19 protein-coding genes are annotated in these 25,668 nt (G+C 70.7%); 11 read left to right on the top strand and 8 right to left on the bottom strand.

Features of this window, described 5'->3' with window-relative positions; all coding sequences use genetic code 11:
• Positions 1-21: 21 nt before the first annotated feature.
• The 3 genes from coaE to rpsA all read right to left on the bottom strand — a co-directional run bounded on the left by coaE (position 22) and on the right by rpsA (position 3,369).
• Positions 22-642: a dephospho-CoA kinase gene (gene coaE, locus ACFU3E_RS19170; RefSeq protein ID WP_384159196.1), complete on the bottom strand. Its 621-nt coding sequence runs from the start codon at positions 640-642 to the stop codon at positions 22-24.
• 55 nt (positions 643-697) lie between these two features.
• The gene (locus tag ACFU3E_RS19165) at positions 698-1,636 is read right to left on the bottom strand and encodes a PAC2 family protein (RefSeq protein ID WP_384159193.1); all 939 of its coding nucleotides are present in this window, start codon (positions 1,634-1,636) and stop codon (positions 698-700) included.
• A gap of 236 nt (positions 1,637-1,872) precedes the next feature.
• Positions 1,873-3,369, bottom strand: coding sequence for a 30S ribosomal protein S1 (gene rpsA, locus ACFU3E_RS19160; protein WP_384159191.1), 1,497 nt, complete (start codon positions 3,367-3,369; stop codon positions 1,873-1,875).
• A gap of 313 nt (positions 3,370-3,682) precedes the next feature.
• Here rpsA and ACFU3E_RS19155 point away from each other — a divergent pair, with 313 nt between their 5' ends.
• Together ACFU3E_RS19155 and hrpB are read left to right on the top strand one after the other, a co-directional pair.
• Entirely contained in the window at positions 3,683-4,543 is an 861-nt protein-coding gene (locus ACFU3E_RS19155) for a class I SAM-dependent methyltransferase (protein WP_384159188.1), read from the top strand.
• 46 nt (positions 4,544-4,589) lie between these two features.
• Positions 4,590-7,091, top strand: coding sequence for an ATP-dependent helicase HrpB (hrpB, locus tag ACFU3E_RS19150; RefSeq protein ID WP_384159185.1), 2,502 nt, complete (start codon positions 4,590-4,592; stop codon positions 7,089-7,091).
• Here hrpB and ACFU3E_RS19145 read toward each other — a convergent pair.
• From ACFU3E_RS19145 to ACFU3E_RS19135, 3 genes are all read right to left on the bottom strand, one after another.
• Positions 7,081-8,073: a DUF3068 domain-containing protein gene (locus ACFU3E_RS19145; RefSeq protein WP_384159182.1), complete on the bottom strand. Its 993-nt coding sequence runs from the start codon at positions 8,071-8,073 to the stop codon at positions 7,081-7,083. The genes hrpB and ACFU3E_RS19145 overlap by 11 nt on opposite strands.
• Before the next feature lie 25 nt (positions 8,074-8,098).
• On the bottom strand, positions 8,099-8,233 hold the full coding sequence (locus ACFU3E_RS19140) for an SPW_0924 family protein (RefSeq protein ID WP_384159179.1): 135 nt from the start codon (positions 8,231-8,233) through the stop codon (positions 8,099-8,101).
• 149 nt (positions 8,234-8,382) lie between these two features.
• Positions 8,383-10,185, bottom strand: a complete 1,803-nt coding sequence (locus ACFU3E_RS19135; RefSeq protein WP_384159176.1) for a lytic transglycosylase domain-containing protein — start codon at positions 10,183-10,185, stop codon at positions 8,383-8,385.
• Positions 10,186-10,526: 341 nt separating this feature from the next.
• On the opposite strand from ACFU3E_RS19135, the gene ACFU3E_RS19130 reads away from it, so the two are divergent.
• On the top strand, positions 10,527-11,390 hold the full coding sequence (locus ACFU3E_RS19130) for a DUF4184 family protein (protein ID WP_384159173.1): 864 nt from the start codon (positions 10,527-10,529) through the stop codon (positions 11,388-11,390).
• Here the strand turns inward: ACFU3E_RS19130 and ACFU3E_RS19125 are convergent.
• Positions 11,302-11,928, bottom strand: a complete 627-nt coding sequence (locus tag ACFU3E_RS19125; protein WP_384159170.1) for a hypothetical protein — start codon at positions 11,926-11,928, stop codon at positions 11,302-11,304. The two genes, ACFU3E_RS19130 and ACFU3E_RS19125, sit on opposite strands and share 89 nt — an antisense overlap.
• A 427-nt stretch (positions 11,929-12,355) precedes the next feature.
• The gene (gene polA, locus ACFU3E_RS19120) at positions 12,356-15,082 is read right to left on the bottom strand and encodes a DNA polymerase I (RefSeq protein WP_384159167.1); all 2,727 of its coding nucleotides are present in this window, start codon (positions 15,080-15,082) and stop codon (positions 12,356-12,358) included.
• A gap of 156 nt (positions 15,083-15,238) precedes the next feature.
• Between polA and ACFU3E_RS19115 the strand changes: the two genes are divergently transcribed.
• The 8 genes from ACFU3E_RS19115 to ACFU3E_RS19080 all read left to right on the top strand — a co-directional run bounded on the left by ACFU3E_RS19115 (position 15,239) and on the right by ACFU3E_RS19080 (position 25,629).
• Positions 15,239-17,530, top strand: coding sequence for an FdhF/YdeP family oxidoreductase (locus ACFU3E_RS19115; RefSeq protein WP_384159164.1), 2,292 nt, complete (start codon positions 15,239-15,241; stop codon positions 17,528-17,530).
• A gap of 65 nt (positions 17,531-17,595) precedes the next feature.
• Positions 17,596-18,084 (top strand): PaaI family thioesterase, encoded by a 489-nt coding sequence (locus tag ACFU3E_RS19110; protein WP_384159161.1) that lies wholly within the window; start codon positions 17,596-17,598, stop codon positions 18,082-18,084.
• 118 nt (positions 18,085-18,202) lie between these two features.
• Positions 18,203-19,075: a trypsin-like serine protease gene (locus ACFU3E_RS19105; protein ID WP_384159158.1), complete on the top strand. Its 873-nt coding sequence runs from the start codon at positions 18,203-18,205 to the stop codon at positions 19,073-19,075.
• An 837-nt stretch (positions 19,076-19,912) separates the two neighbouring features.
• Positions 19,913-21,142, top strand: a complete 1,230-nt coding sequence (locus ACFU3E_RS19100) for a branched-chain amino acid ABC transporter substrate-binding protein (RefSeq protein WP_384159403.1) — start codon at positions 19,913-19,915, stop codon at positions 21,140-21,142.
• Positions 21,143-21,280: 138 nt separating this feature from the next.
• Positions 21,281-22,210, top strand: a complete 930-nt coding sequence (locus ACFU3E_RS19095) for a branched-chain amino acid ABC transporter permease (RefSeq protein ID WP_384159155.1) — start codon at positions 21,281-21,283, stop codon at positions 22,208-22,210.
• A 4-nt stretch (positions 22,211-22,214) separates the two neighbouring features.
• Positions 22,215-24,029, top strand: a complete 1,815-nt coding sequence (locus ACFU3E_RS19090; protein WP_384159152.1) for a branched-chain amino acid ABC transporter permease — start codon at positions 22,215-22,217, stop codon at positions 24,027-24,029.
• Positions 24,030-24,034: 5 nt separating this feature from the next.
• Complete coding sequence (locus tag ACFU3E_RS19085) at positions 24,035-24,916, top strand: ABC transporter ATP-binding protein (RefSeq protein ID WP_384159149.1); 882 nt, start codon at positions 24,035-24,037, stop codon at positions 24,914-24,916.
• Positions 24,913-25,629, top strand: a complete 717-nt coding sequence (locus tag ACFU3E_RS19080) for an ABC transporter ATP-binding protein (protein ID WP_384159146.1) — start codon at positions 24,913-24,915, stop codon at positions 25,627-25,629. The genes ACFU3E_RS19085 and ACFU3E_RS19080 overlap by 4 nt, the downstream gene beginning before the upstream one ends.
• The last annotated feature ends 39 nt before the right edge of the window (positions 25,630-25,668 follow it).

Genomic DNA, 25,668 nt, shown 5'->3' with positions numbered 1-25,668 from the left:
CAACGCCCCCATGAGGCGCCGCTATTCCGCGGGAGACGGCCGGGGCTCGGCCGACCTGCGCACCAGGTCGGCCCACACGTCCTTCACCCGCTGCTCCAGCTCCTTGAGCGGGACGTCGTTGTCGATCACGATGTCCGCGATCTCCCGGCGCTGCTCGCGCGTCGCCTGGGCGGCCATCCGCGCGCGGGCGTCCTCCTCGGTCATGCCGCGCAGTCGTACGAGCCGGTCGAGCTGCGTCTGGGGAGCCGCGTCGACGACGATCACGAGGTCGTACAGCGGCGCCAGGCCGTTCTCGGTGAGGAGCGGGACGTCGTGGATCACGACCGCGTCCTCGGCGGCGGCCTCCTCCAGCTCGCGGGAGCGGGCGCCCACCAGAGGGTGCACGATCGAGTTGAGGGTGGCGAGTCTGTCCGCGTCGCCGAAGACGATGGCGCCGAGGCGGGGCCGGTCCAGGCTGCCGTCGGCGGCGAGGATCTCCTCCCCGAAGGCCTCGACGACCGAGGCGAGCCCCGGCGTCCCCGGCGCCACGACCTCCCGCGCGATGCGGTCCGCGTCGATCAGCACGGCCCCGCACGCGACGAGCAGCCGTGACACCTCACTCTTGCCGGCACCGATGCCGCCGGTCAGGCCCACCTTCAGCATGTCCCGCAGCTTAGGCCCTGCCACTGGCAGGGCCCTCACCCAGGCCTTACCGGGATCAGCTGTCGCCTTCTCGTTCCGCCAGGAACTTCTCGAACTCCTGGCCGATCTCGTCCGCCGACGGGATCTCCACCGGCTCCGCGAGCATGTTGCCCCGGCTCTCGGCGCCCGCGACGGCGTCGTACTGGTGCTCAAGGCCCTCGATGAGCGCGGTGAGGTCCTCGTCGCCCTCGCGGATCTGCCGGTCGATCTCCGTCTGGGTGCGGTGGGCGTCCGTGCGCAGGGCGTGGGCGATGCCGGGCAGGACCAGTCCGGTCGCCGCCGTGATCGCCTCCAGGACCGTCAGGGCCGCGTCCGGGTACGGGGAGCGGGCGATGTAGTGCGGGACGTGCGCGGCGACGCCCAGGACGTCGTGCCCGGCCTGGAGCAGGCGGTACTCGACGAGGGACTCGGCGCTGCCGGGCACCTGCGCCTCCTCGAACGGGCTGGGGTGGCCCGGGACGAGGTCGGTGCGGTTGCCGTGCGGGGTGAGGCCGACGGGCCGGGTGTGCGGGACGCCCATGGGGATGCCGTGGAAGTTCACGGAGAGGCGGACGCCGAGCCGCTCCACGATCTGCTTCACGGCGGCGGCGAAGCGCTCCCACTCCACATCCGGCTCGGGGCCGGACAGCAGCAGGAAGGGCGCGCCGGTGGCGTCCTGCACGAGCCGCACCTCGAGGGCGGGGTCCTCGTAGTCGCTCCAGCGGTCGCGCTTGAACGTCAGCAGCGGGCGGCGGGCGCGGTAGTCGACGAGCCGGTCGTGGTCGAAGCGGGCGACCACCTGATGGGGCAGGGAGTCGAGCACCCGGCCGACGATCTGGTCGCCCGTCTCGCCCGCGTCGATGTATCCGTCGAAGTGGTAGAGCATGACAAGTCCGGCCGACTCCTGGGCGAGCGCCATGTCGACGACGGCCAGCCCCTTCGGCTCCCAGGCGTACAAATCCTGCGGATCAAGCACAGTGACCGCTCCTCCTCGTGTTCATACTCCACAACGCCGTTGCGGGCACGGGCATTCCCGGAGGAGGAGACTCATGATCTTGCCGGCGGGGACGACGTCCTGAAGGGGCGCGGGGAACCGCGCGACCCACCCCGCCGCCCGCAGCCGACCGGACGGCCCGCTCACGGCAACACCGAGGGGCCGCACCTCGAAAGGTACGGCCCCTCGGCTATCGGCTAAGCCTCAGTGGCGAGCGTTCAGCTCTGCCCACCGGCCAGCTTCTCGCGGAGCGCGGCGAGCGCCTCGTCCGAGGCCAGCGCACCGGAGTTGTCCGCACCCTCGGAGGAGTACGAACCGCCACCGCCGGACGCGGCCGGAGCGGCGGTCTCGCCACCCTCGGCGGCGGCCTTCTCGTCCGCCTCGCGGGACTTGATGACCTGCGCCTGGTGCTGCTCGAAGCGCTGCTGCGCCTCGGCGTACTGGGTCTCCCACGCCTCGCGCTGGGTCTCGTAGCCCTCGAGCCAGTCGTTGGTCTCGGGGTCGAAGCCCTCGGGGTAGATGTAGTTGCCCTGGTCGTCGTACGACGCGGCCATGCCGTACAGCGTCGGGTCGAACTCGACCGAGGCCGGGTCCGAACCGAAGGACTCGTTGGCCTGCTTCAGCGAGAGGCTGATGCGACGGCGCTCGAGGTCGATGTCGATGACCTTGACGAAGATCTCGTCGTTGACCTGGACGACCTGCTCCGGGATCTCCACGTGGCGCTCGGCCAGCTCGGAGATGTGGACCAGACCCTCGATGCCCTCGTCCACGCGGACGAACGCACCGAACGGAACCAGCTTCGTGACCTTGCCGGGCACGACCTGGCCGATCTGGTGGGTGCGGGCGAACTGCTGCCACGGGTCTTCCTGGGTCGCCTTCAGCGACAGGGAGACACGCTCGCGGTCCATGTCCACGTCGAGGACCTCGACGGTCACTTCCTGGCCGACCTCGACAACCTCGGACGGGTGGTCGATGTGCTTCCAGGACAGCTCGGAAACGTGGACCAGACCGTCGACGCCACCCAGGTCCACGAAGGCACCGAAGTTGACGATCGAGGAGACGACGCCGGAACGGACCTGACCCTTCTGGAGGGTCGTGAGGAACGTCTGGCGGACCTCGGACTGGGTCTGCTCGAGCCAGGCACGGCGGGACAGGACCACGTTGTTGCGGTTCTTGTCCAGCTCGATGATCTTGGCCTCGAGCTCCTTGCCCACGTAGGGCTGGAGGTCGCGAACGCGGCGCATCTCGACCAGGGAGGCCGGGAGGAAGCCACGGAGGCCGATGTCGAGGATGAGACCACCCTTGACGACCTCGATGACGGTACCGGTGACGATCCCGTCCTCTTCCTTGATCTTCTCGATGGTGCCCCAGGCACGCTCGTACTGGGCGCGCTTCTTCGAGAGGATCAGGCGGCCTTCCTTGTCCTCCTTCTGGAGAACAAGGGCTTCGATCTCGTCACCGACGGCGACGACCTCGTTGGGGTCGACGTCGTGCTTGATCGAGAGCTCGCGGCTCGGGATCACGCCTTCGGTCTTGTAACCGATGTCGAGCAGGACCTCGTCCCGGTCGACCTTCACGATGACGCCGTCGACGATGTCGCCGTCGTTGAAGTACTTGATCGTCTCGTCGATCGCGGCGAGGAAGGCTTCCTCGTTACCGATGTCGTTGACCGCTACCTGCGGGGTGGTGGCGGTGGTCTCGGTGCTGCTCGTCATGTGGGAAAGGGCTCCGGTACGGACATTGAAGTCGTAGGTACTGCTACGCCGGGAGCCCGTTTCGCTCTGCAGAAGCCGGACAGCCAAGGAAGCGCCACGCAAAAACGGTGACGCCTCGACAACCGAGGGGACATACATACAGATGCGAGCGCAGCCTGCTACGTCTGAGGTGCGCAGGCCCGCAGCGCAACTTGTAGCATACGGGGGCAGCCGGGCAGGGTCAATGCGCGAAGCCGCCCACGCGGGGCAGACCACCGCATACCCGGCACAAGTCCTGTCGTCCGAGGCCACGCGCGGCGTACGACGCCCCCTCGTGACACCACCGGGACCGGCTGGACGGAAGAGTACGACGAGGGAGCCGATCATCCAAGAGTCCGAAGCGTCCGAACCCGAGGCCACCCGGCGTGACGCCGGTGCCACGGAGAGCTCCCTCGCCAATCGCGGCTGGTGGGACCGCAACGCGGACGAGTACCAGATCGAGCACGGCACGTTCCTCGGCGACGACCGCTTCGTCTGGGGTCCCGAGGGGCTGGACGAGGTGGAGGCCGAACTGCTCGGCCCGCCGGAGGGGCTGAAGGGCCGGGACGTCCTGGAGATCGGCGCCGGCGCCGCGCAGTGCTCGCGCTGGCTGACCTCCCAGGGAGCGCGCCCGGTCGCCCTGGACATCTCGCACCGGCAGTTGCAGCACGCCCTGCGCATCGGCGGTTCCTTCCCTCTGGTGTGCGCCGACGCCGGAGCGCTCCCCTTCGCGGACGGCTCGTTCGACCTGGCCTGCTCGGCGTACGGGGCGCTGCCCTTCGTCGCCGATCCGCGTCAGGTCCTGCGCGAGGTGCGCCGGGTGCTGCGCCCCGGGGGCCGTCTCGTCTTCTCGGTGACGCATCCGATCCGCTGGGCCTTTCCGGACGAGCCGGGGCCGGAAGGGCTGTCGGTGTCGGGCTCGTACTTCGACCGCACTCCCTACGTCGAGCAGGACGACGAGGGCCGGGCGGTCTACGTCGAGCACCACCGCACGCTCGGCGACCGCGTCCGGGACGTCGTGGCCTCGGGCTTCCATCTGGTCGACCTGGTCGAGCCGGAGTGGCCCGTCTGGAACACGTCCGAGTGGGGCGGCTGGTCTCCGCTGCGCGGGAACCTGATCCCGGGGACGGCGATCTTCGTCTGCGAGCGGGATTGATGCACGCGCGCGTGGAACCTCTTCCCGGGCGTACGACACTGATGGCGTGATCCGTTACGACGCCCTGGACGCCCTGCCCGTACGCGGTGCCCTGCCCGCCCTGGACGACGCCCTGGAGGGACACGGCACCGCCGTCCTCGTGGCGCCGCCGGGCACCGGCAAGACGACGCTGGTGCCGCCGTCGCTTGCGGGACTGCTCGGGGAGGGGCCCGAGCGGCGGGTGATCGTGGCGGAGCCGCGGCGGATCGCGGCCCGGGCCGCTGCGCGGCGGATGGCGTGGCTGCTGGGCGAGAAGCCCGGTGAGAGCGTCGGTTACACCGTGCGCGGGGAGCGGGTCGTCGGGCGGCGCACGCGCGTGGAGGTCGTCACGACCGGTGTGCTGGTGCAGCGGCTCCAGCGGGACCAGGAGCTGGCCGGTGCCGACGTGGTGGTGCTCGACGAGTGCCACGAGCGGCACCTGGACGCGGACACGGCGGCGGCCTTCCTCTGGGACGTGCGTCAGACGCTCAGACCCGAGCTGCGGCTGGTGGCCGCCTCGGCGACGACCGACGCGCGGGGGTGGGCGCGACTGCTGGGCGGGGCGCCGGTGGTCGAGGCGCAGGGGACGGCGTATCCGGTGGAAGCCGTGTGGGCGCCGCCGGTGCGGCCCGTACGCCCGCCGCACGGGATGCGGGTCGATCCGGCGCTGCTGGCGCATGTGGCGTCCGTGGTGCGGCGGGCGCTGGCCGAGCGGGACGGGGACGTGCTGTGTTTCCTGCCGGGCGTGGGCGAGATCGCCCGGGTCGCCGGGCAGCTCGGAGGGCTCGGTGACGTCGAGGTGCTGCGGGTGCACGGGCGGGCTCCGGCGGCCGTCCAGGACGCGGTGCTGGTGCCCGGGGAGCGGCGGCGGGTCGTCCTGGCCACGTCCGTCGCCGAGTCGTCGCTGACGGTGCCCGGGGTGCGCGTGGTCGTGGATTCTGGGCTGGCGCGCGAGCCGCGGGTGGACCACGCGCGCGGGTTGAGTGCCCTGACGACGGTGCGGGCGTCGCAGGCGGCCGGGCGGCAGCGGGCAGGGCGGGCCGGGCGGGAGGCGCCGGGGGTGGTGTACCGCTGCTGGGCGGAGGCCGAGGACGCGCGTCTGCCGCGGTATCCATCGCCGGAGATCAAGGTGGCCGACCTGACGGCGTTCGCGCTGCAGGTGGCGTGCTGGGGGGATCCGGACGCGTCCGGTCTGGCGCTGCTGGACGGGCCGCCGAGTGGGGCGATGGCGGCGGCGCGGGATGTCTTGGGGGCGGTGGGGGCGGTGGACTCCGCGGGGCGGGCCACCGAGCGGGGAGCCGCCCTGGCCCGGCTGGGCCTGCATCCCCGGCTGGGGCGGGCGTTGCTGGACGGGTCCGGGCCGGTCGGGGCGGAGCGGGCCGCCGAGGTCGTCGCGCTGCTCAGTGAGGAGGCGCCGCGCGAGTACGGGGATGATCTGGCGGGTGCGTTGCGCCGAGCCCGGCGTGGGGGTGACGCCTATTCCGGACGGTGGCGTGCGGAGGTTCGGCGGCTGCGGGGCGTCTCTCCAGGTACGTCACGGGGACTGGAGGACCTCTCCGAGGAGCAGCAGGCCGGCCTCGTCGCCGCTCTCGCCTTTCCGGAGCGGGTCGCCAAGGCCGACGGCGGGTCGTATCTGATGGTGTCCGGGACCCGCGCGGAGGTCGGCGATGCGAGCGCGCTGCGCGGTTCCCCCTGGATCGCTGTCGCCATGGCCGACCGGCCCGTCGGCAAGGGACACGCGCGTGTGCAGCTCGGGGCTGCCGTCGACGAGGAGACGGCCCGGATCGCGGCCGGCGCCTTGCTGGAGGAGCGGGACGAGGTCGGCTGGGACGGCGGGGACGTCGTGGCGCGGAGGGTGGAGCGGCTGGGGGCCGTGGAGGTGGCGGTGCGGGCGCTCGAGGACGCCGATCCCGGGCGCGTGCGCGAGGCGTTGCTCGACGGGCTGCGGCGGGAGGGGTTCGGGCTGCTGCGGTGGCCGGCGCAGGCCGGCGTCCTGCGGCAGCGGCTCGCGTTCCTGCGGCAGCATCTCGGTGAGCCCTGGCCGGACGTGTCCGATGACGCGCTGCACGCGCGCGTGGAGGAGTGGCTGGAGCCGGAGCTCGGCCGGGCGCGGCGGCGGGCCGATCTGGCGCGGATCGATGCCGGGGAGGCGCTCGCCCGGCTGCTGCCCTGGGCCTCCGGTGAGGCGGGGCGGTTCGACGAGCTGGCCCCGGAGCGGATGACCGTGCCGAGCGGGTCGAGCATCCGCATCGACTACTCCCGGCCCGAGCAGCCCGTGCTGGCGGTGAAGTTGCAGGAGATGTTCGGGCTCCAGGAGTCACCCCGGGTCGCCGGAGTGCCGCTGCTCGTGCATCTGCTGTCCCCGGCCGGGCGGCCGGCCGCCGTCACCGCCGATCTCGCGTCGTTCTGGCGGGACGGCTACAAGGGCGTGCGGGCGGAGCTGCGGGGGCGGTATCCGAAGCATCCGTGGCCCGAGGACCCGGCGGGCGCCGAGCCGACCCGGCACACCAGCGCGCGGCTCAGGCGCTGACCGACGACGGTTCCCCGGCCGACGTGGGTGCCGGGCCGGAGGAGCGGCGGCTGCGGGCCTCCAGGTACAGCGCGAGGACCAGCAGGAGGACGCCGAGGACCAGGAAGCCCCACGGCAGGTAGGACGTCATCAGCAGGATGAGCAGACGCTGTGACTTCACCAGGTCGACCGTGTGCGTGATGTAGTCCTCGCGCATCTTCACGTGGCCGGCGAACGCGGTCACCTTGTCGCGGTCGCCGAGGAGGGTGCCCCCGCGCAGTTCCTCCTCGTGGATCTCTTCTCCGTACACGGGGGCGCCGGTGAGGGGCTCGACCCAGAACTTGCGGACCGTGGTGTACCAGCGGGTCGTGCCGGTCTGTGCCACCGCTTCGGGGGTGAGGCCCTCCACGGGCAGGGTCTTCGGGATCCTCACCTTGGTCCAGGGGATGGTCTGCTCGAAGTAGTAGACCTCCAGGCCGCGGAAGTCCTGGGTGCCCTTGTAGGTGATGGGGGCGGTGACGCGGGCCTGGGCGTCGAAGTACTCGTAGTCCCGCTTCTCGGTCAGGAAGGGCCACTTGAACTCGATGCCCTGGCGGCGCACCGGGTCGCCGTCGACCATCTCGCCGGTGGCGTGGACGGGGTCCTGGGTGTGGGCGTCGAAGATGTAGCGCTCGGGGATCTTGGAGACCATCTTGCCGTCGGGGCCGACGACATAGGACAGCCCGTCCCAGACGACGACGTCCCGGCCGGCCGACTCCTCGATCCGTTCGGAGGCCTCCACGTTGCCCTTGAGGGTCTGGACGATGGTGACCTTGGAGACCTTCTTCGCCCGCATCGTGCCGTAGTCGAGGAGGGTGGCGTCCTTCGCCTCCAGGACCATGTCCTGGTAGTGGTTCGCGGGGATCTTGGCGAGACGCGGGAAGGCGTACCAGCGCAGCAGCGGGGACAGGGCCGCGAAGAACACGGCGAGGGCGAGCAGGACCAGGCCGGCCTTGCGGCGCATCTCGGCCTCCCTCCCGGGCGGGCGGTCAGGGGTGTGCGGGCACCGTCGTCAGCAGTGGTTCCGGGGACGTCCCGCCCGAGGGGGAGCCGAGGGCGGTCAGCGTCAGGACCACGGCGAACGCGAGGGCGAGACCGGTGGCGACGGCGATGAGGACACGCATACGGAGCCTCCCCACGGGTCGTGACGGGCAGAACTGATACCCCGTCAGGTTTCTCGGCACCGTAGCAACGCGCGGCGGAGATGAGAACACGTTGCACACACAACGACGCCCCTCCTTATAAGAGGGGCGTCGTCTGTCGTACCGGAGAGCTACGCGCTCGGGCCGGCCGACGGGCTCGGGCTGGCCGACGGGCTCGGCGAGGATGTCCCGGCCGCCGCCACCGTCAGTTCGACCGTGAGTGTCGCTCCGCCTGCCGTGGTGATGCGGAGCAGGAATGCGCCGGCCGTGTCGTCCGCGTACAGCTTGGGCAGCTTCAGCAGGCCCTTCGCGTCCGTCTTCAGGCCCGTGAGGGTGCGGACGGTCTTGCCGTCGGCGTCCTTGAAGTAGGGGCCCTTGTCGTTGGCAGCCGGGTCGTCCGCCGACGTGACCAGCGTGGCGGTGGCCGCGACACCGTCGGCGACGGCCCCCCTGTACGTGGCCTTCACCTCGACCTGGTTCGCGAACTCGCCGCCCGGGGCACAGGTCAGCGGGGCGTCACCGGTGCGGGCGACGGCGTCGGCGGCGCGCTCGGTGACGGTGGCCTTGTAGTCGAGGCCCGGGACAACACGGCCCACCACGGTGGCGCGGACGGTGACGGCGCCGGTCTTCTCCCCCGCCTGCAAGGCGGGTGCCACAGCCACACCGGAGCTGTTGGTGGCGACCGTGGCCACGCTCTCCCCGCCGGTGAAGGTGGTGTCCGTGTCGCCGATGATCGTGAAGCGGACCCTGACCTTGGCGACGGCCTTTCCGGCCTCCGTCTCGGCGCGGGTACTGATCCGCCGGCTGAACGCGTCGCCGGCCATCGCGGTGAGCTTCGCGGTTCCGGCGTCCTCCAGGTGGTCCACCGTGTCGGTGGGGGTGGGGGGCGTCGTGGGCGGCGGGGTCGGGGTGCCGGGCGGTGTGGGGGTGCCGGGCGGCGTAGGCGTGCCGGGCGGTGTGGCCGGCGGCTTCGGGGTTGTCGCACCGCTGCCGGGCTTTTCGGGCTTGGAGCCGGGCTTTTCGGGCTTGGGGCCGGGCTTGGGCGTCGAACCGCCTGGAGCGGTCGTGCCCGGTGTGGTGGGCGTCGGGCTCGCGCCCGTGCCGACGTCGCTGCGGTTGTCGGGCAGCGTGCCGGTGCCGTCCGGTACCTCGTGCGTGCCCTTGCGGTAGTACTCCAGCCACCTCATGACGAGGTTCAGGTACTCCCGCGAGTTGTTGTAGCTGAGGATCGCCCGGTCGAGGTCGTTCTGGTCGGACAGATCCCAGTTGTTGCGGCACAGGTAGTGGCCGGCGGCGAGCGCGGCGTCGTAGATGTTGTTGGGGTCCTCCTTCCCGTCGCCGTTGCCGTCACGGCCGGCCCAGGCCCAGGTGGAGGGGATGAACTGCATGGGGCCGACGGCCTGGTCGTAGGAGCTGTTGTCGTCGTACGCGCCGTCGTCGGTGTCCTTGATGAGGGCGAAGCCGTTGCCGTCGAGTTGCGGGCCCAGGATCGGCTTGAGGGTGGTGCCCTCGGCGTTGACCTGGCCACCGCGGGCCTGTCCCGACTCCACCCGGCCGATGGCCGCGAGGAGTTGCCAGGGCAGGTTGCAGCCGGGCTTGGCCTCACGCAGCGCGGTCTCGGCCTTCTTGTAGGCGTCGAGGACGGTCGCGGGAATGCCGGCTTCCGTCGTGCCCGTGCCGCCAGGGCCGGGCCCTGTGGACGGTGAGGGGTTCGGGCTCTTGAGCGGGGGCAGGTCCGTGTAGTACGGCGAGTTGCCCGTCGCGCTGCCATCGGAGGCGCTCGTTTCGGGTGAGGGCGTGGCGTCGGCAGCGGTCTGTCTGCCGTGGTCGTTCACGCCCGGAGCCTGGGAGGCGGACAGGGCCGCGACCGCTACCGCGGCCACGGCGGTGGTCGCCGCCCCCTTGCGCAGCCTCCTGCCGAATTGCGCCGCCATAGAGTGAACCCCTCCCGTGGACGCCCGAGCGTCCGGTCAACGTCTGCAGTGTTCGCCCTGTTGTGACGATCCAACCGCCCGAGGGGTTGCCCTCCGACGGTCACAACTCTGTTCTCGTGCGTGCTCTGCTCTTCACTCCCGTCACGTGGTCGCCGCGCTCCTGGCGCGGCGACTCTGGCGACCCTACGACAACTTCCTTTGCTCGGGCACCCGTTCGTGACCGCTGTTCACCAGTTGGTCACGTGCGGTCGTGACGCCGTCGGCGTAGGGGGATCCCGCATACTGGGCCACTGACCGCCGGGCGTCCCGGCCTGGTGCAACGACCGTCGCGAGGAGCCGAGTTGCCGTTCACACTGAGCCATGCGGCAGCGGTACTGCCCGCCGTCCGCGCCGACGGCACCGGCCGGGGCCCGCTGGTGCCCGCCGTGCTCGTGGCGGGTTCCTTCGCGCCCGACATGACCTACTACGCGGCGAGTGTGCTGTCCGGGGCGATGGAGTTCGGTGACGTCACGCACTCCTTCCCGGGTGTCTTCACGGTCGATGTGCTCATCGCCTGGGCGCTGGTGGGGCTGTGGCTGCTGGTACGTGAGCCGCTCGTGGCGTTGCTGCCGCGGGCCCGGCAGGGGCGGGTGGCGGCGCTGCTGCGGTGCGGGGCGCCCCGCGCGCGGGTGCGGCCGTCACTGGTGGCGCGGTGGTACGTGTCCGCGGTGCTCGGTGCGTCGACCCATGTGGTGTGGGACGCGTTCACGCATCTCGACCGGTGGGGGATGCGGCTGTTTCCGGTGCTGGGCCGGGAGGTGGCGGGCTCGCCGCTGTACTGGTACCTGCAGTACGGCGGTTCGGCGGTGGCCGCGGTCGTGATCGCCGTGTTCGTGGCACACGCGCTGCGGCGGGCGCCCGTGTGCGAGCCGATGGGGGTTCCCGTGCTGACGGTACGGGACCGGTGGGCGGCCGCTGTCGTGATCGGCGGATTCACGCTGGTGGGAGCGGTGCAGCGGGCGTCGCGGTGGTGGGCCTACTGGGGCTCGGCGGCGAAGCCGTGGGAGATCATTCCGACGGTGTGCTTCGGGGCGGGCGCGGGACTCGTCCCGGCGTTGCTGCTGTACGCCGTGGGAGTCAGGGTGCGGCGTCCGGTTCCGGCCCACGCCGGTCCTGTCCCTGTCCCTGACCCCGGGACTGAGCCGAGCCGCCCGGCCGCTCGCTGAGGGCGCTGCCGGTCGTCGTGATGTACACGGTGATCGTGGTGTGCGCGGGGCGGGGGCGTGGGAGCAGGGTGAGGACGAGCGTCAGGTAGTCGCGGGCGAGTTGTGCCCAGGCGCGGGAGGGCTTGCCCGGGATCTTGGGGGTGCGACGGGGCCGGGCCTCGGTGGGTGCGTGGCCGGTGGCGGCGGGCGGATCGGTACCGGTCGGCTTGGTGTTGGCGCCGGTCAGGGCGGACAGGACATCGGATCGGGCGAGGCCGGTGAGGGCTGACAGGACATCGGTGTCGGCGAGGCCGGCGAGGACAGGAGCGGCGGCCGGGTCGTCGCCGCCGGGGAGAGTCGTGGCGGCAGTCAGGTCGCCGGAGCCGGTGGGCCGCCGTCCACGGACGGCCAGGCGCTGCCGGAGGTCCGCCGTCGCTCGGCGCAGGGCCGTGGTGAAGGTGACGGGGACGCGAACCGTACTCGCGGCGGCCTCGATCGCCGGGGTCGGCGGCCGTGCCACGCCTGGTGCCGTGCGGCTGAGGAGCGTACGTATACCCATGCCCCGCATCTTTGCGACCACCGAGGGCCGGGGCGCCTTGTCGGGGGCCACGCGAGTGACGGTTTCCGAGGGGGTCGGGGGTGCGTGGGTCGCCGGGGCAACCTGGCGCCCCGGCCCGGGCGGGACCCAGCGCTCCGGCTCGGACAGGGCCGTGGCCCGGCCCGGGCGAACCCAGCGCTCCGGCTCGGACAGGGCCGTGGCCCGGCTCGGGCGGAGACCGGTGCCCGGGCTCGGGCAAGCACCGGCGCCCGGCCGAGGCGGGACGCCCGGCTGCGAGGCTGCTCACCGCCCGCCTCGGTACACCAGCAACACCGAACGAACCAACGCCCTGGCAGGCTTCCTGCACACCTGCCACCACGACCACTGCCACCCGCACTCGGCGGCCGGCCACCGATCAGCCGTGCGAACAACGCCCAGGTCGATGCGCCTAATGGGCCGCCGACTCCCAGTCCGGGCCCACGCCGACCGAGACGCCCAGCGGGACGCGGAGGTGAACGGCGTTCGCCATTTCCCGGCGGACCAGTTCCTCGACGGCGGCCCGTTCCCCGGGGGCGATCTCCAGCACGATTTCGTCGTGGACCTGGAGAAGCATGCGGGAGGCGAGGCCGGCGTCCTTCAGGGCGTCGTCCACCTTGAGCATGGCGATCTTGACGATGTCGGCCGCCGTGCCCTGGATCGGGGCGTTGAGGGCCATCCGCTCGGCGGCCTCGCGGCGCTGGCGGTTGTCGCTGTTGAGGTCGGGGAGGTAGCGGCGGCGCCCGAAGAGCGTCGCCGTGTAGCCGGTCGCCCGGGCCTCGTCGACCGCCCGGCGCAGATAGTCCCGTACGCCGCCGAACCGCTCGAAGTACGCGTCCATCAGGGCGCGGGCCTCCGCCGCCTCGATGTTCAGCTGCTGGGAGAGGCCGAAGGCGGACAGTCCGTAGGCCAGGCCGTAGGACATGGCCTTGATCTTGCGGCGCATCTCGGCGTCGACCGCGGTCGGCTCGACCGCGAAGACCTGGGAGGCGGCCGTGGTGTGCAGGTCCTCGCCGGAAGTGAACGCCTCGATCAGGCCTTCGTCCTCGGAGAGGTGGGCCATGACCCGCAGCTCGATCTGGCTGTAGTCGGCCGTCATCAGGGAGTCGAAGCCCTCACCGACGACGAAGCCGCGGCGGATGGCGCGGCCCTCGTCGGTGCGGACCGGGATGTTCTGCAGGTTCGGGTCGGTCGAGGACAGGCGTCCGGTGGCGGCGACGGTCTGGTTGAACGTGGTGTGGATCCGGCCGTCCGCGGCGATCGTCTTGATCAGGCCCTCGACCGTCACGCGGAGCTTGGCCTGCTCGCGGTGGCGGAGCATGATCACCGGGAGTTCGTTGTCCGTCTGCGAGGCGAGCCAGGCGAGAGCGTCGGCGTCCGTGGTGTAGCCGGTCTTGGTCCGCTTGGTCTTGGGCAGGGCCAGCTCGCCGAAGAGGACCTCCTGGAGCTGCTTGGGCGAGCCCAGGTTGAACTCGTGCCCGGCCGCCGCGTGGGCCTCCTTGACCGCCTGCTGGACGGCGCCGGCGAACATCTGCTCCATGGCCTCCAGGTGGGGCCGGTCGGCCGCGATGCCGTGCCGCTCCATGCGGGCGAGCAGCGCGGACGTGGGCAGCTCCATGTCGCGCAGCAGGTCGGCGGCGCCGACCTCCTCCAGACGGCCCTCGAAGGCCTGACCCAGGTCGAGGACGGCCCGGGCCTGGATCATCAGGGCCTCGGCCTCGGCGCCGTCGTCCGCTCCGAAGGCGAGCTGTCCGTCGGCCGCGGCGGCCGGGGTCAGCTCGCGGTGCAGGTACTCCAGGGACAGCGCGTCCAGGTCGAAGGAGCGACGGCCCGGCTTGACCAGGTAGGCGGCGAGCGCGGTGTCCATGGTGACGCCCTCGACGGTCCAGCCGTGCTCGGCGAAGACGCGCATGGCGCCCTTGGCGTTGTGGAAGACCTTGGGGCGGCCGGCGTCGGCGAGCCAGGCCGCGAAGGCCCTCTCGTCGGCCTCGTCCAGCTGGGAGGGGTCGAACCAGGCGGCGGGGCCTTCGGGCGCGGCGAGGGCGATCTCGGCGACCGAGCCGGTGCCGAGTGCCCAGGTGTCGACCGTGGCGATGCCGAGGGGCTGGGTGCCGTGCTCGGAGAGCCAGGCGGGCAGCTCGCCGGTGCCGAGCACCGTGCCGTCCAGCTGTACGCCCTCGGTGCTGACCGGTGTGGTCTCGGCCTCCTCCGCGCCGGGGTCGACGGCGAAGAGCCGCTCGCGCAGCGAGGGGTTGCGGATCTCCAGGGTGTCCAGGACCATCGCGACGGCCTTGCGGTCGTAGGCCGCGCGCTCCAGGTCGGTGACGCCCTTGGGGAGCTCCACCTGGCGCTCCAGCTCGGTGAGCCGGCGGTTGAGCTTGACGGATTCCAGGTGGTCGCGGAGGTTCTGGCCGGCCTTGCCCTTGACCTCTTCGACGCGCTCGACGAGCTCGGCGAAGGAGCCGAACTGGTTGATCCACTTCGCGGCGGTCTTCTCCCCGACACCGGGGATGCCGGGGAGGTTGTCGGAGGGGTCGCCGCGCAGGGCCGCGAAGTCGGGGTACTGCGCGGGCGTCAACCCGTACTTCTCGAAGACCTTCTCCGGGGTGAAGCGGGTCAGCTCGGAGACGCCCTTGGTCGGGTACAGCACCGTGGTGTGCTCGCTGACCAGCTGGAACGAGTCACGGTCGCCGGTGACGATCAGCACCTCGAAGCCCTCGGCCTCGGCCTGGGTGGCCAGCGTGGCGATGACGTCGTCCGCCTCGAACCCGTCCACCGCGAAGCGCTGGGCGCCCATCGCGTCGAGGAGCTCGCCGATCAGCTCGACCTGGCCCTTGAACTCGTCCGGGGTCTTGGAGCGGTTCGCCTTGTACTCCGTGAACTCCTGGGACCGCCAGGTCTTGCGGGAGACGTCGAAGGCGACCGCGAAGTGCGTGGGCGCCTCGTCGCGCAGCGTGTTGGCCAGCATCGACGCGAAGCCGTAGATCGCGTTCGTCGGCTGGCCCGTCGCGGTGGTGAAGTTCTCCGCGGGCAGCGCGAAGAACGCGCGGTAGGCCAGCGAGTGCCCGTCCATGAGCATCAGTCGCGGCCGGCTGCCGCCGGAGGTCTTGTCGGTCGTCTTCGATGCTGTCTCTGCCACGCCCCCGATCCTGCCACGCCCCACTGACACTCCGTCCCGGCCCGGCCGCGCGGGCACCGCCGCGGGGCATCGACTCCAGCCCGGCCCCGCCCGATGTCACCTCCGCGTGCGAGGATCGGAGATGTACCTCACAGCTCAGCCGAAGGGGAGCGTGCGATGGCGTCGAAACCGCCCAAGAGCGATCCGGTTCAGGACGCGCCGCAGGTCGCCGGGCCGAAGCACGCCGCCGCGGGCCTCCCGGCGATCGGGCACACCCTGCGCATGGCCCAGCAGCAGATGGGTGTGAAGCGCACCGCGCTGACGCTGCTGAGCGTGAACCAGAAGGACGGCTTCGACTGCCCGGGCTGCGCCTGGCCGGAGCCGGAGCACCGGCACAGGGCGGAGTTCTGCGAGAACGGCGCGAAGGCCGTGGCCGAGGAGGCCACCCTGCGCCGGGTCACGCCCGAGTTCTTCGCCGCGCACCCGGTCGCCGACCTGGCCGGCCGCAGCGGCTACTGGCTGGGGCAGCAGGGCCGGCTCACCCACCCCATGTACCTCCCGGAGGGGGGTACGCACTACGAGCCGGTCACCTGGGAGCGTGCCTTCGACATCATCGGTGAGGAGATCGCCGCGCTCGCCTCCCCGGACGAGGCCGTCTTCTACACCTCCGGCCGCACCAGCAACGAGGCCGCGTTCCTCTACCAGCTGTTCGCCCGCGAGTTCGGCACGAACAACCTCCCCGACTGCTCGAACATGTGTCACGAGTCGTCCGGTTCGGCCCTGTCGGAGACGATCGGCATCGGCAAGGGCAGCGTCCTGCTGGAGGACCTCTACAAGGCCGACCTGATCATCGTCGCCGGGCAGAACCCGGGGACGAACCACCCGCGCATGCTGTCCGCGCTGGAGAAGGCCAAGGACAACGGCGCGAAGATCATCAGCGTCAACCCGCTGCCCGAGGCGGGTCTGGAGCGCTTCAAGAATCCGCAGACCCCGCAGGGCATGGTCAAGGGCGCCGCGCTCACCGATCTGTTCCTGCAGATCCGCATCGGCGGCGACCAGGCCCTGTTCCGCCTCCTGAACAAGCTGATCCTTCAGACGGACGGCGCGGTCGACGAGGCGTTCGTGCGCGAGCACACGCACGGCTACGAGGAGTTCGCCGAGGCCGCCCGCGCCGCCGACCGGGACGAGACGCTCACGGCGACCGGCCTGGCCCAGGAGGACATCGACAAGGCTCTCCGCATGGTCCTCGACTCCCAGCGCACCATCGTGTGCTGGGCGATGGGCCTGACCCAGCACAAGCACTCCGTCCCCACGATCAGGGAAGTCGTCAACTTCCTCCTGCTGCGCGGCAACATCGGCCGCCCCGGCGCGGGCGTGTGCCCGGTGCGCGGGCATTCCAACGTGCAGGGCGACCGCACGATGGGCATCTTCGAGCGGCCCGCCCCGGCGTTCCTGGACGCCCTGGAGAAGGAGTTCGGCTTCGCGCCCCCGCGCGAACACGGCTACGACGTCGTGCGCGCCATCCGCGCCCTGCGCGACGGCGAGGCGAAGGTCTTCTTCGCCATGGGCGGCAACTTCGTCTCGGCGTCTCCCGACACGGACGTCACCGAGGCGGCCATGCGCCGGGCCCGGCTGACCGTGCACGTGTCGACGAAGCTGAACCGTTCGCACGCGGTCACGGGCGCGCGGGCCCTGATCCTCCCGACGCTGGGGCGCACCGAGCGCGATCTCCAGGGCAGCGGCGAGCAGTTCGTGACGGTCGAGGACTCGATGGGTATGGTGCACGCCTCCCGGGGCCGCCTGGAGCCCGCGAGCCGGCAACTGTTGTCGGAGCCGGCCATCGTCAGCCGTCTGGCCCGCCGTGTGCTCGGCGAGAACAGCCGCACGCCGTGGGAGGAGTTCGAGAAGGACTACGCGACGATCCGGGACCGTATCGCGCGCGTGATCCCGGGCTTCGAGGACTTCAACGCGCGCGTGGCGGGTTCTGCTGGTCGCCCTGGCGGCTTCGCGCTCCCCCACGCCCCGCGCGACGAGCGCCGCTTCCCCACGGCCACCGGCAAGGCCAACTTCACGGCCGCGCCCGTGGAGTACCCGAAGTTGCCCGAGGGCCGTCTGCTGCTGCAGACGCTGCGCTCGCACGACCAGTACAACACCACGATCTACGGCCTCGACGACCGCTACCGGGGCATCAGGAACGGCCGCCGGGTGGTACTGGTGCACCCCGAGGACGCGCGGGCCCTGGGGCTGGCGGACGGTGCGTACGTCGACCTGGTCGGCGAGTGGAAGGACGGCGTGGAGCGCCGGGCACCCGGCTTCCGCGTCGTGCACTATCCGACGGCGCGGGGATGTGCCGCCGCGTACTACCCGGAGACCAACGTGCTGGTGCCGCTGGACGCCACGGCGGACACGAGCAACACCCCGGCCAGCAAGTCCGTCGTGGTGCGTCTGGAACAATCGGCGACCGACTGAGCGTTTGCTCAGCGACACAGGCAGCACAGGCAGCCGAGTGACGAGGACGAACGGAGCCGGGCCCGATGGGTGAGCAGCAGCATGTGAAGTTCCCGCAAGAGGTCATCGACGAGTACGCCGCGCTCGGCGTGGATCTGCTGGCCCTGTTCTCCGCGGGCCACCTCGGCAACCGGATGGGCGTCCAGATCTCCGAGGCGTCGGCGGACCGGGTCGTCGGGACGATGCCGGTGGAGGGCAACACCCAGCCCTACGGACTGCTGCACGGCGGGGCCTCCGCGGTGCTGGCCGAGACACTCGGCTCGATCGGCTCGATGCTGCACGGCGGCAGCTCCAAGATCGCCGTGGGGGTCGACCTGAACTGCACCCACCACCGCGGGGTGCGCTCCGGCCTGGTCACCGGTGTGGCCACGCCCGTGCACCGGGGACGGACGACGGCCACGTACGACATCGTCATCACGGACGAAAACGGCAAGAGGGTGTGCACGGCCCGGCTGACCTGCCTCCTGCGCGACGTGAAGCCGGGCGACGAGGAACTCATCCGCGCGGCGAACTGACCGACACAGGGAAAACCCTGGAGAGGCGGGCGCGCTCTTGTCGCGACCGCCCCCAGGCCTTTCACTGGCGCTCCACCCCCACAGGAGAAGACCCGTCCCACCCTCAGAAGGGTTTCTCTTGACCTCCGTACGCGCCTTCGCCGTCACCGCCGCGGCCTGTGCCGCCGTGCTCGCCACCGCGCTGCCGTCCTCCGCCGTCAACTCCTACAACGCCGCGCCCGCCCCCGAACGCACCGAAGTGGGCGCGCTCGTGGCCACCTGGGACCACGACGGCGACCCGGCGACCCCCGACCGGGCCGACTGGGTCTGCACCGGCACCATGGTCGACGCCGACACCTTCCTGACCGCCGCGCACTGCACCTCCGACTGGCCCGACAACGTGCGCTTCTCCGTCTCCCTGGACCAGGACGTGCAGTCCGGGCTCGACGCGGCGGCCAAGAAGTACCCGGGCGACCCGGCCGCGCAGGCCGCCGCCGTCGCCGTCCGGGGCACCGCCCACACGCACCCCGGCTACCCGGGGCCCGCCTCCGACACGCACGACATCGCCGTGATCCAACTGCCCGCCGCCGAGGTCGAGGCCCGCTGGAGCTTCACCCCGGCCACCCTGCCCACCGCGAACCAGCTCGGCAGACTCGGCCCGCGGGGCCTGAACGCGACCGACTGGCTCGTCGCCGGGTACGGCACCCAGGAGGCCGTCAACGGCCCCGGCGGCCAGACCCACCCCGGCGGCGGTGTCCGGATGAAGGCTCCCGTCACCTTCAACGCCCTCAACGACTCGTGGGCCCGGCTCGCGATGACCGCGCCGCAGGGCAACGGAGGTGCCTGCTACGGCGACTCGGGCGGGCCCAATTTCGCCATGATCGGCGGCAGGAGCATCCTCGCCGCCACCACCATCACCGGCGACACCCCCTGCTACGCGACCAACGTGACGTACCGCCTGGACACCCCCGGCGCCCGCGCCTTCCTGGCGCCGTTCGTGAAGCTGCCGTAACCCGTACCGCAGCAACGCGTACCGCCGTGACACCTACCGCCCCGCCGCGTCGCGCATCCCGCGAAGCGGCGGGGCACCGGCCCCGTCGAACCGGCCAACTCGCCGTATGCGAAACAGAGTCGGGACGTCATCGGCGCCGCCATGTCCGCACGGAGAAGGGCGGCCGTCGCGGCGGCCGCACGAGTCGGCCCCCACGCCCTGGCCCGCCGGCGTCACCACCCGGCACTGTTTCGGCCTCGCCGAACCCCTCAACTCCCCCGGAAAAGCAGATCGGTTACGATTCTCGGCGATCGACGACCGGGGGCCGCCCCACCCTCCGGGTCACCCGCGCCTCCCACACCGGGGCGAACCACCCGCACCGGCCGGCGCCCCCTCAGCGGCACCGTGGAAGTCGCCGTTTCGATCGGCTCGGCACCCCTTCCCGGACGCCGACCCCCTTTTTCTCGGCGTAACGCTCCGTAATGCGCGCGCAATGCAACACACCGCTTCATCCTCGGCCGCGCCCACACCCGGAACCTTTTTGATCTCTTCCGGGCGGCGAACGGCCCGCGCACCGCATGATCTCAGCCATGGCCAACCGGAAGTGCGGGTTCTCAGAATGCGGACCTCGGCGAAAAACCACCAAACCCGTCGAGAGAGTCCGCCGCCGAGACCGGGCCTCCACCCCGTCATAACAAGAAAGTCACAAGCGAGCCCGCGCCGCTGCCCCTGCCCATAGCCCGGGCTTAGAGTCACGGCCAGTCACCGCTCCATCGGGAGTTCGGTACCAGCGCGGCACTCACCCCCCGACCAGGGCGGGGCCTGCCTGTGAAAGGACTGATTGTGCGACAGCGTTCCTTGGTGATTCTTACCTCCGTTCTCACGACCGGAGCTCTGACTCTCACCGCCTGCGGCTCCCGAGACGACAGCGGTGACAAGGGCGGAGACGGCGGCAGCGGCACCACACTCACCATTGGCGTGGACGCCCCCCTCTCCGGTGAGAACTCCACCACCGGCCTCGGCATCCAGTACGGCGCCCAGATAGCCATCGACGACGCCAACAAGAACAACTGGGTCCCGGGCGTGAAGTTCAAGCTCAAGGCCCTGGACGACAAGGCGCAGCCCGCCACCGGCCAGTCCAACGCCACCAACCTCGTCGGCGACAAGACCGCCGTCGGCGCCGTCGGCCCGCTCAACTCCGGCGTCGCCCAGACGATGCAGCAGGTGTTCGCCTCGGCCAACATGGTCCAGATCTCCCCCGCGAACACGGCCCCCGAGCTGACCCAGGGCAAGAACTGGCAGACGGACAAGAAGCGTCCGTTCAAGACGTACTTCCGTACCGCCACCACCGACGAACTCCAGGGCAGCTTCGCCGCCGGCTACGCGTACAACGGCCTCAAGAAGAAGAAGGCCTTCGTCGTCGACGACAAGCAGACCTACGGCGCCGGCCTCGCGAAGATCTTCAACGAGCAGTACAAGAAGCTCGGTGGCAAGGTCGTCGGCACCGACCACGTCAACACCGGCGACAAGGACTTCGGCTCCCTCGTCACCAAGATCAAGAACTCCGGCGCCGACCTGCTCTACTACGGCGGCCAGTACGACGAGTCCGCACTGATCACCAAGCAGCTCAAGGACGCCGGCGTCAAGATCCCGCTGTTCGGCGGCGACGGCATGTTCGCCTCCACCTACATCGAGGCCGCCGGCAAGTCCGCCGAGGGCGACCTCGCCACCGCCATCGGCGTCCCCGCCGACACCCTGCCCGCGGCCAAGACGTTCATCCAGACGTACAAGGACAAGGGTTACAAGGGCGACTACGGCGCCTACGGCGCCTACGCCTACGACGCCACCACCGCCATCATCAAGGCCGTCAAGGCCGCCGCCGACGCCAACGGCGGCAAGGTGCCCACCGACATCAACGACCTGCGCTCCAAGGTCGTCGACGGTGTCCAGAAGTCCGACTTCGAAGGCCTCACCGGCAAGATCTCCTTCGACGACTACGGCGACACCACCAACAAGCAGCTGACGGTCTACCAGGTCGAGAAGGGTGCCTGGAAGGACGTGGAGACCGGCACCGCCGACCTGCAGTAGTCCGGCCCGCCACAACGCCGCATCACGGGCCGCGCGGAGGAGGACCCCGACCGCGCGGCCCGTTTCCGCACCCCCACACAGCACGCGACCACGCACGCATCCAGTGCACACGACCACCAGCGACATGGAGGCCATGCGGTGAACACCCTGCCGCAGCAGCTGGCCAACGGGCTGCTTCTCGGCTCGATGTACGGGCTGATCGCCATCGGCTACACGATGGTGTACGGCATCGTCCAGCTCATCAACTTCGCGCACGGCGAGATCTTCATGACCGGGGCCTTCGGCGCCCTCACGGTCTACTTCTACATCCTCCCCAACGGCACCTCGATGGCCATCGCCGTACCCCTCATGCTCCTCGGCGGAGCCATCGTGGCCATCCTCATAGCCGTCGGAGCGGAACGGTTCGCCTACCGACCACTGCGCGGAGCACCACGCCTGGCACCGCTGATCACCGCCATCGGCCTCTCCCTGGCCCTCCAGGAGGTCGTGCGCAACTTCTACCCCGGCGCCGACCGCGCCCGCGCCTTCCCCGGCCTCGACACCACCCACACCATCGGCTCCGTCACCATCAAGGACGCCGACATCTTCCTCATCCTCGCCGCCGTCCTCTGCATGGCCGCCCTCGCCTTCTTCGTGCGCCGCAGCCGCACCGGCCGCGCCATGCAGGCCACCGCGCAGGACCCCGACACCGCGCAGCTCATGGGCATCGACACCAACCGCATCATCGTCATCGCCTTCGCCATCGGCGGCTTCTTCGCCGCCGTCGCCGCCGTCGCCTACGGACTCAAGTACGGCAACGTCGACTACCGCATGGGCTTCCTGATGGGCCTCAAGGCCTTCACCGCGGCCGTCCTCGGCGGCATCGGCAACATCTACGGCGCCATGCTCGGCGGCCTCGTCCTCGGCATCGCCGAAACCCTCGCCTCCGCCTACATCGACGAGATCCCCGGCATGCAGCAGCTCGGCGGCCAGAGCTGGGCCAACGTCTGGGCCTTCTGCCTCCTCATCCTCGTGCTCCTCTTCAGGCCACAGGGCCTGCTCGGTGAGCGCGTCGCGGACAGGGCGTGATCACATGACCGAGACGACCAAGACCCCCGTGCCGGACGCCGCCCCCACCCCGCCGCCCGCACTGCGCGGACTCATACCGCTGCCCGAGGCCGCCGCCCGCGCCCTGCTGCTCGCCGGAGGCATCGCCACCGCCGCCGCCGCGTTCCTCGCCTGGACCTGGACCGCCGAATTCCCCGGCAACCTCACCATCAACGGCTACCCCGGCGGCCTGCAGTGGCTGACCTTCACCGCCGGCATCCTCACCACGCTGTTCGCCCTCGCCGCGTACGGCATCCGCGGCCTCCGCTGGCTCCTGCCCGCCCGCAACAACGCGCCGCTCGCCCTCACCGCCCTCGGCGGATTCGCCGTCACCTGGTTCACCGTCATCGCCATCAGCGCCGAGCTCGGCGGCGTCGTCAACCTCGAACCCGGTGGCTGGATCGCAGCCGTAGCCTCCCTGCTGCCCGTCATCGGCGCCTTCGCCCTCCCCGAGGAGCGCACCGGCACCGACGGCACCAAGGAAGCCCTCAAGGCCTACATCGCCAAGCCCGACCGCACCCCCGCCCCCCAGGCCGCCGCGCCCTGGATCCAGCGGGCCGTGATCACCGTGGTCACCATCATCGGCCTCGGCGTCTTCACCTACGGCATCGACACCGAGTACGGCGAACTCTTCGTCGGCTACCTCTTCGTCGTCACCTTCGCCATCTGGGCCCTGCACACCGCGGGTCTCCTCGACCGCTTCTCCGCACTCGTCGCCGGCAACCGCAGCTTCACCCTCGCCATGGGCTTCGCCGCGGCCATCGCCTTCCCCTTCACCCAGACCGACGACCACTACGCCAACATCGGCGTCAACATCCTGATCTTCGGAACCGTCGCCCTCGGCCTCAACATCGTCGTCGGCCTCGCCGGACTCCTCGACCTCGGATACGTCGCCTTCCTCGGCGTCGGCGCCTACACCGCCGCCCTCGTCTCCGGCTCCGAGTTCTCCACCATCTCCGGCGTCCACCTGCCCTTCTGGGCCTCCGCCCTGGCCGGAGCCGCAGCCTCCCTCGTCTTCGGCGTCCTCATCGGCGCCCCGACCCTGCGACTGCGCGGCGACTACCTCGCCATCGTCACCCTCGGCTTCGGAGAGATCTTCCGCATCGCCGTCAACAACATGGACGGACAGTCCGGACCCGACGTCACCAACGGCCCCAACGGCATCCCGTCCATCCCCGACCTGAAGCTCCTGGGATTCAACTTCGGAGAAGCCCACGACATCGGCGGATTCACCCTCGGCCGCTTCGCCAACTACTACCTCCTGATGGTCCTCATCATGGCCATCGTGGTCCTGGTCTACACACGTGCCGCGGACTCCCGCATCGGCCGCTCCTGGATCGCCATCCGCGAGGACGAGACCGCCGCCACCGCCATGGGCATCAACGGCTTCCGCGTCAAGCTCGTCGCCTTCGCCCTCGGCGCCGCCCTCGCCGGCCTCGCCGGCACCGTCAGCGCCCACGTCACCTACAGCGTCGTCCCCACGCCGTACCAGTTCGCCGGCTCCACCCCGCCCAACTCCGCGTTCCTCCTAGCCGCGGTCGTCCTCGGCGGCATGGGCACCGTCGCAGGACCCCTCCTCGGCGCGGCCCTGCTCTACCTGCTCCCCGAGAAGCTCGTCTTCCTCCAGGAGAAGTCGCTCCTCGCCTTCGGTATCGCGCTCGTCCTCCTGATGCGCTTCCGCCCCGAAGGCATCATCGCCAACCGCCGGCGCCAGCTCGAATTCCACGAGACCGGCCAACTCGACGTACCCCAACAGACCACGCTGACCGACGAACCGGCCGTCACCAAGGCGGGGGCGTAACCACCATGACCACACAGCCCACACCTGTACTCGAAGCACGCGACGTCACGATGCGCTTCGGCGGCCTCACCGCCGTACGCTCCGTCGACTTCACCGTCAACGCCGGCGAGATCGTCGGACTCATCGGCCCCAACGGCGCCGGCAAGACCACCTTCTTCAACTGCCTGACCGGCCTGTACGTCCCCACCGAGGGCACTGTCTCCTACAAGGGCACCGTTCTCCCCCCGAAGCCCCACCTGGTCACCCAGGCCGGCATCGCCCGCACCTTCCAGAACATCCGCCTGTTCGCCAACATGACGGTCCTGGAGAACGTCCTCGTCGGACGCCACACCCGCACCAAGGAAGGCCTCTGGTCCGCCCTCCTGCGCGGCCCCGGCTTCAAGAAGGCCGAACGCGCCAGCGAGGAACGCGCCATGGAACTCCTCGAGTTCATCGGCCTCGCCCACAAGCGCGACCACCTCGCCCGCAACCTCCCCTACGGCGAGCAGCGCAAGCTCGAGATCGCACGCGCCATGGCCTCCGAGCCCGGCCTGCTCCTGCTCGACGAACCCACAGCCGGAATGAACCCCCAGGAGACCAGGGCCGCCGAGGAACTCGTCTTCGCCATCCGCGACAAGGGCATCGCCGTCCTCCTCATCGAGCACGACATGCGCTTCGTCTTCAACCTCTCCGACCGCGTCGCCGTCCTCGTCCAGGGCGAGAAGCTCGTCGAAGGCACCCCCGACGTCGTCCAGGCCGACGAACGCGTCGTCGCCGCCTACCTCGGCGAACCCTTCGAAGGCGCCCCCGGAGAAGCCGAAGCCGCCGAGGTCGAGGCCGCCGAAGCAGCCGCCGACGCGACCAGCAGCACCAGCAGCACCAGCAGCACCAAGGGAGAAGCCCAGTGACCGCACTCCTCGAGGTCGAGGACCTCCGGGTCTCCTACGGCAAGATCGAAGCCGTCAAAGGCATCTCCTTCAGCGTCGAAGCCGGCCAGGTCGTCACCCTCATCGGCACCAACGGCGCCGGCAAGACGACCACCCTGCGCACCCTCTCGGGCCTGCTGAAGCCCACCGCCGGGAAGATCCTCTTCGACGGCAAGCCGCTCAACGGCGTCGCCGCCCACAAGATCGTCGCCCTCGGGCTCGCCCACTCCCCCGAAGGCCGGCACATCTTCCCCCGCCTCACCATCGCCGAGAACCTCCAGCTCGGAGCCTTCCTCCGCAAGGACAAGGAAGGCATCGAGAAGGACATCCAGCGCGCCTACGACCTCTTCCCCATCCTGGGCGAACGCCGCAAGCAGGCGGCGGGGACACTGTCGGGTGGTGAGCAGCAGATGCTCGCCATGGGCCGCGCCCTCATGTCCCAGCCCAAGCTCCTCATGCTCGACGAGCCCTCCATGGGCCTCTCCCCGATCATGATGCAGAAGATCATGGCGACGATCTCCGAGCTGAAGTCCCAGGGCACGACGATCCTCCTCGTCGAACAGAACGCCCAGGCCGCGCTCTCCCTCGCCGACCAGGGCCACGTCATGGAGGTCGGCAACATCGTCCTCTCCGGGACGGGGCAGGACCTGCTGCACGACGAGTCGGTACGGAAGGCGTACCTGGGCGAGGACTGAGGACGCGCCCGTACACGAAGAGGCCCGCCCGCCTTCCCG

Origin of the sequence: Streptomyces sp. NPDC057424 (genome assembly GCF_042803315.1) — a bacterium.
GTDB lineage: Bacteria > Actinomycetota > Actinomycetes > Streptomycetales > Streptomycetaceae > Streptomyces.
This window is presented reverse-complemented; position numbering and strand designations above follow the sequence as displayed.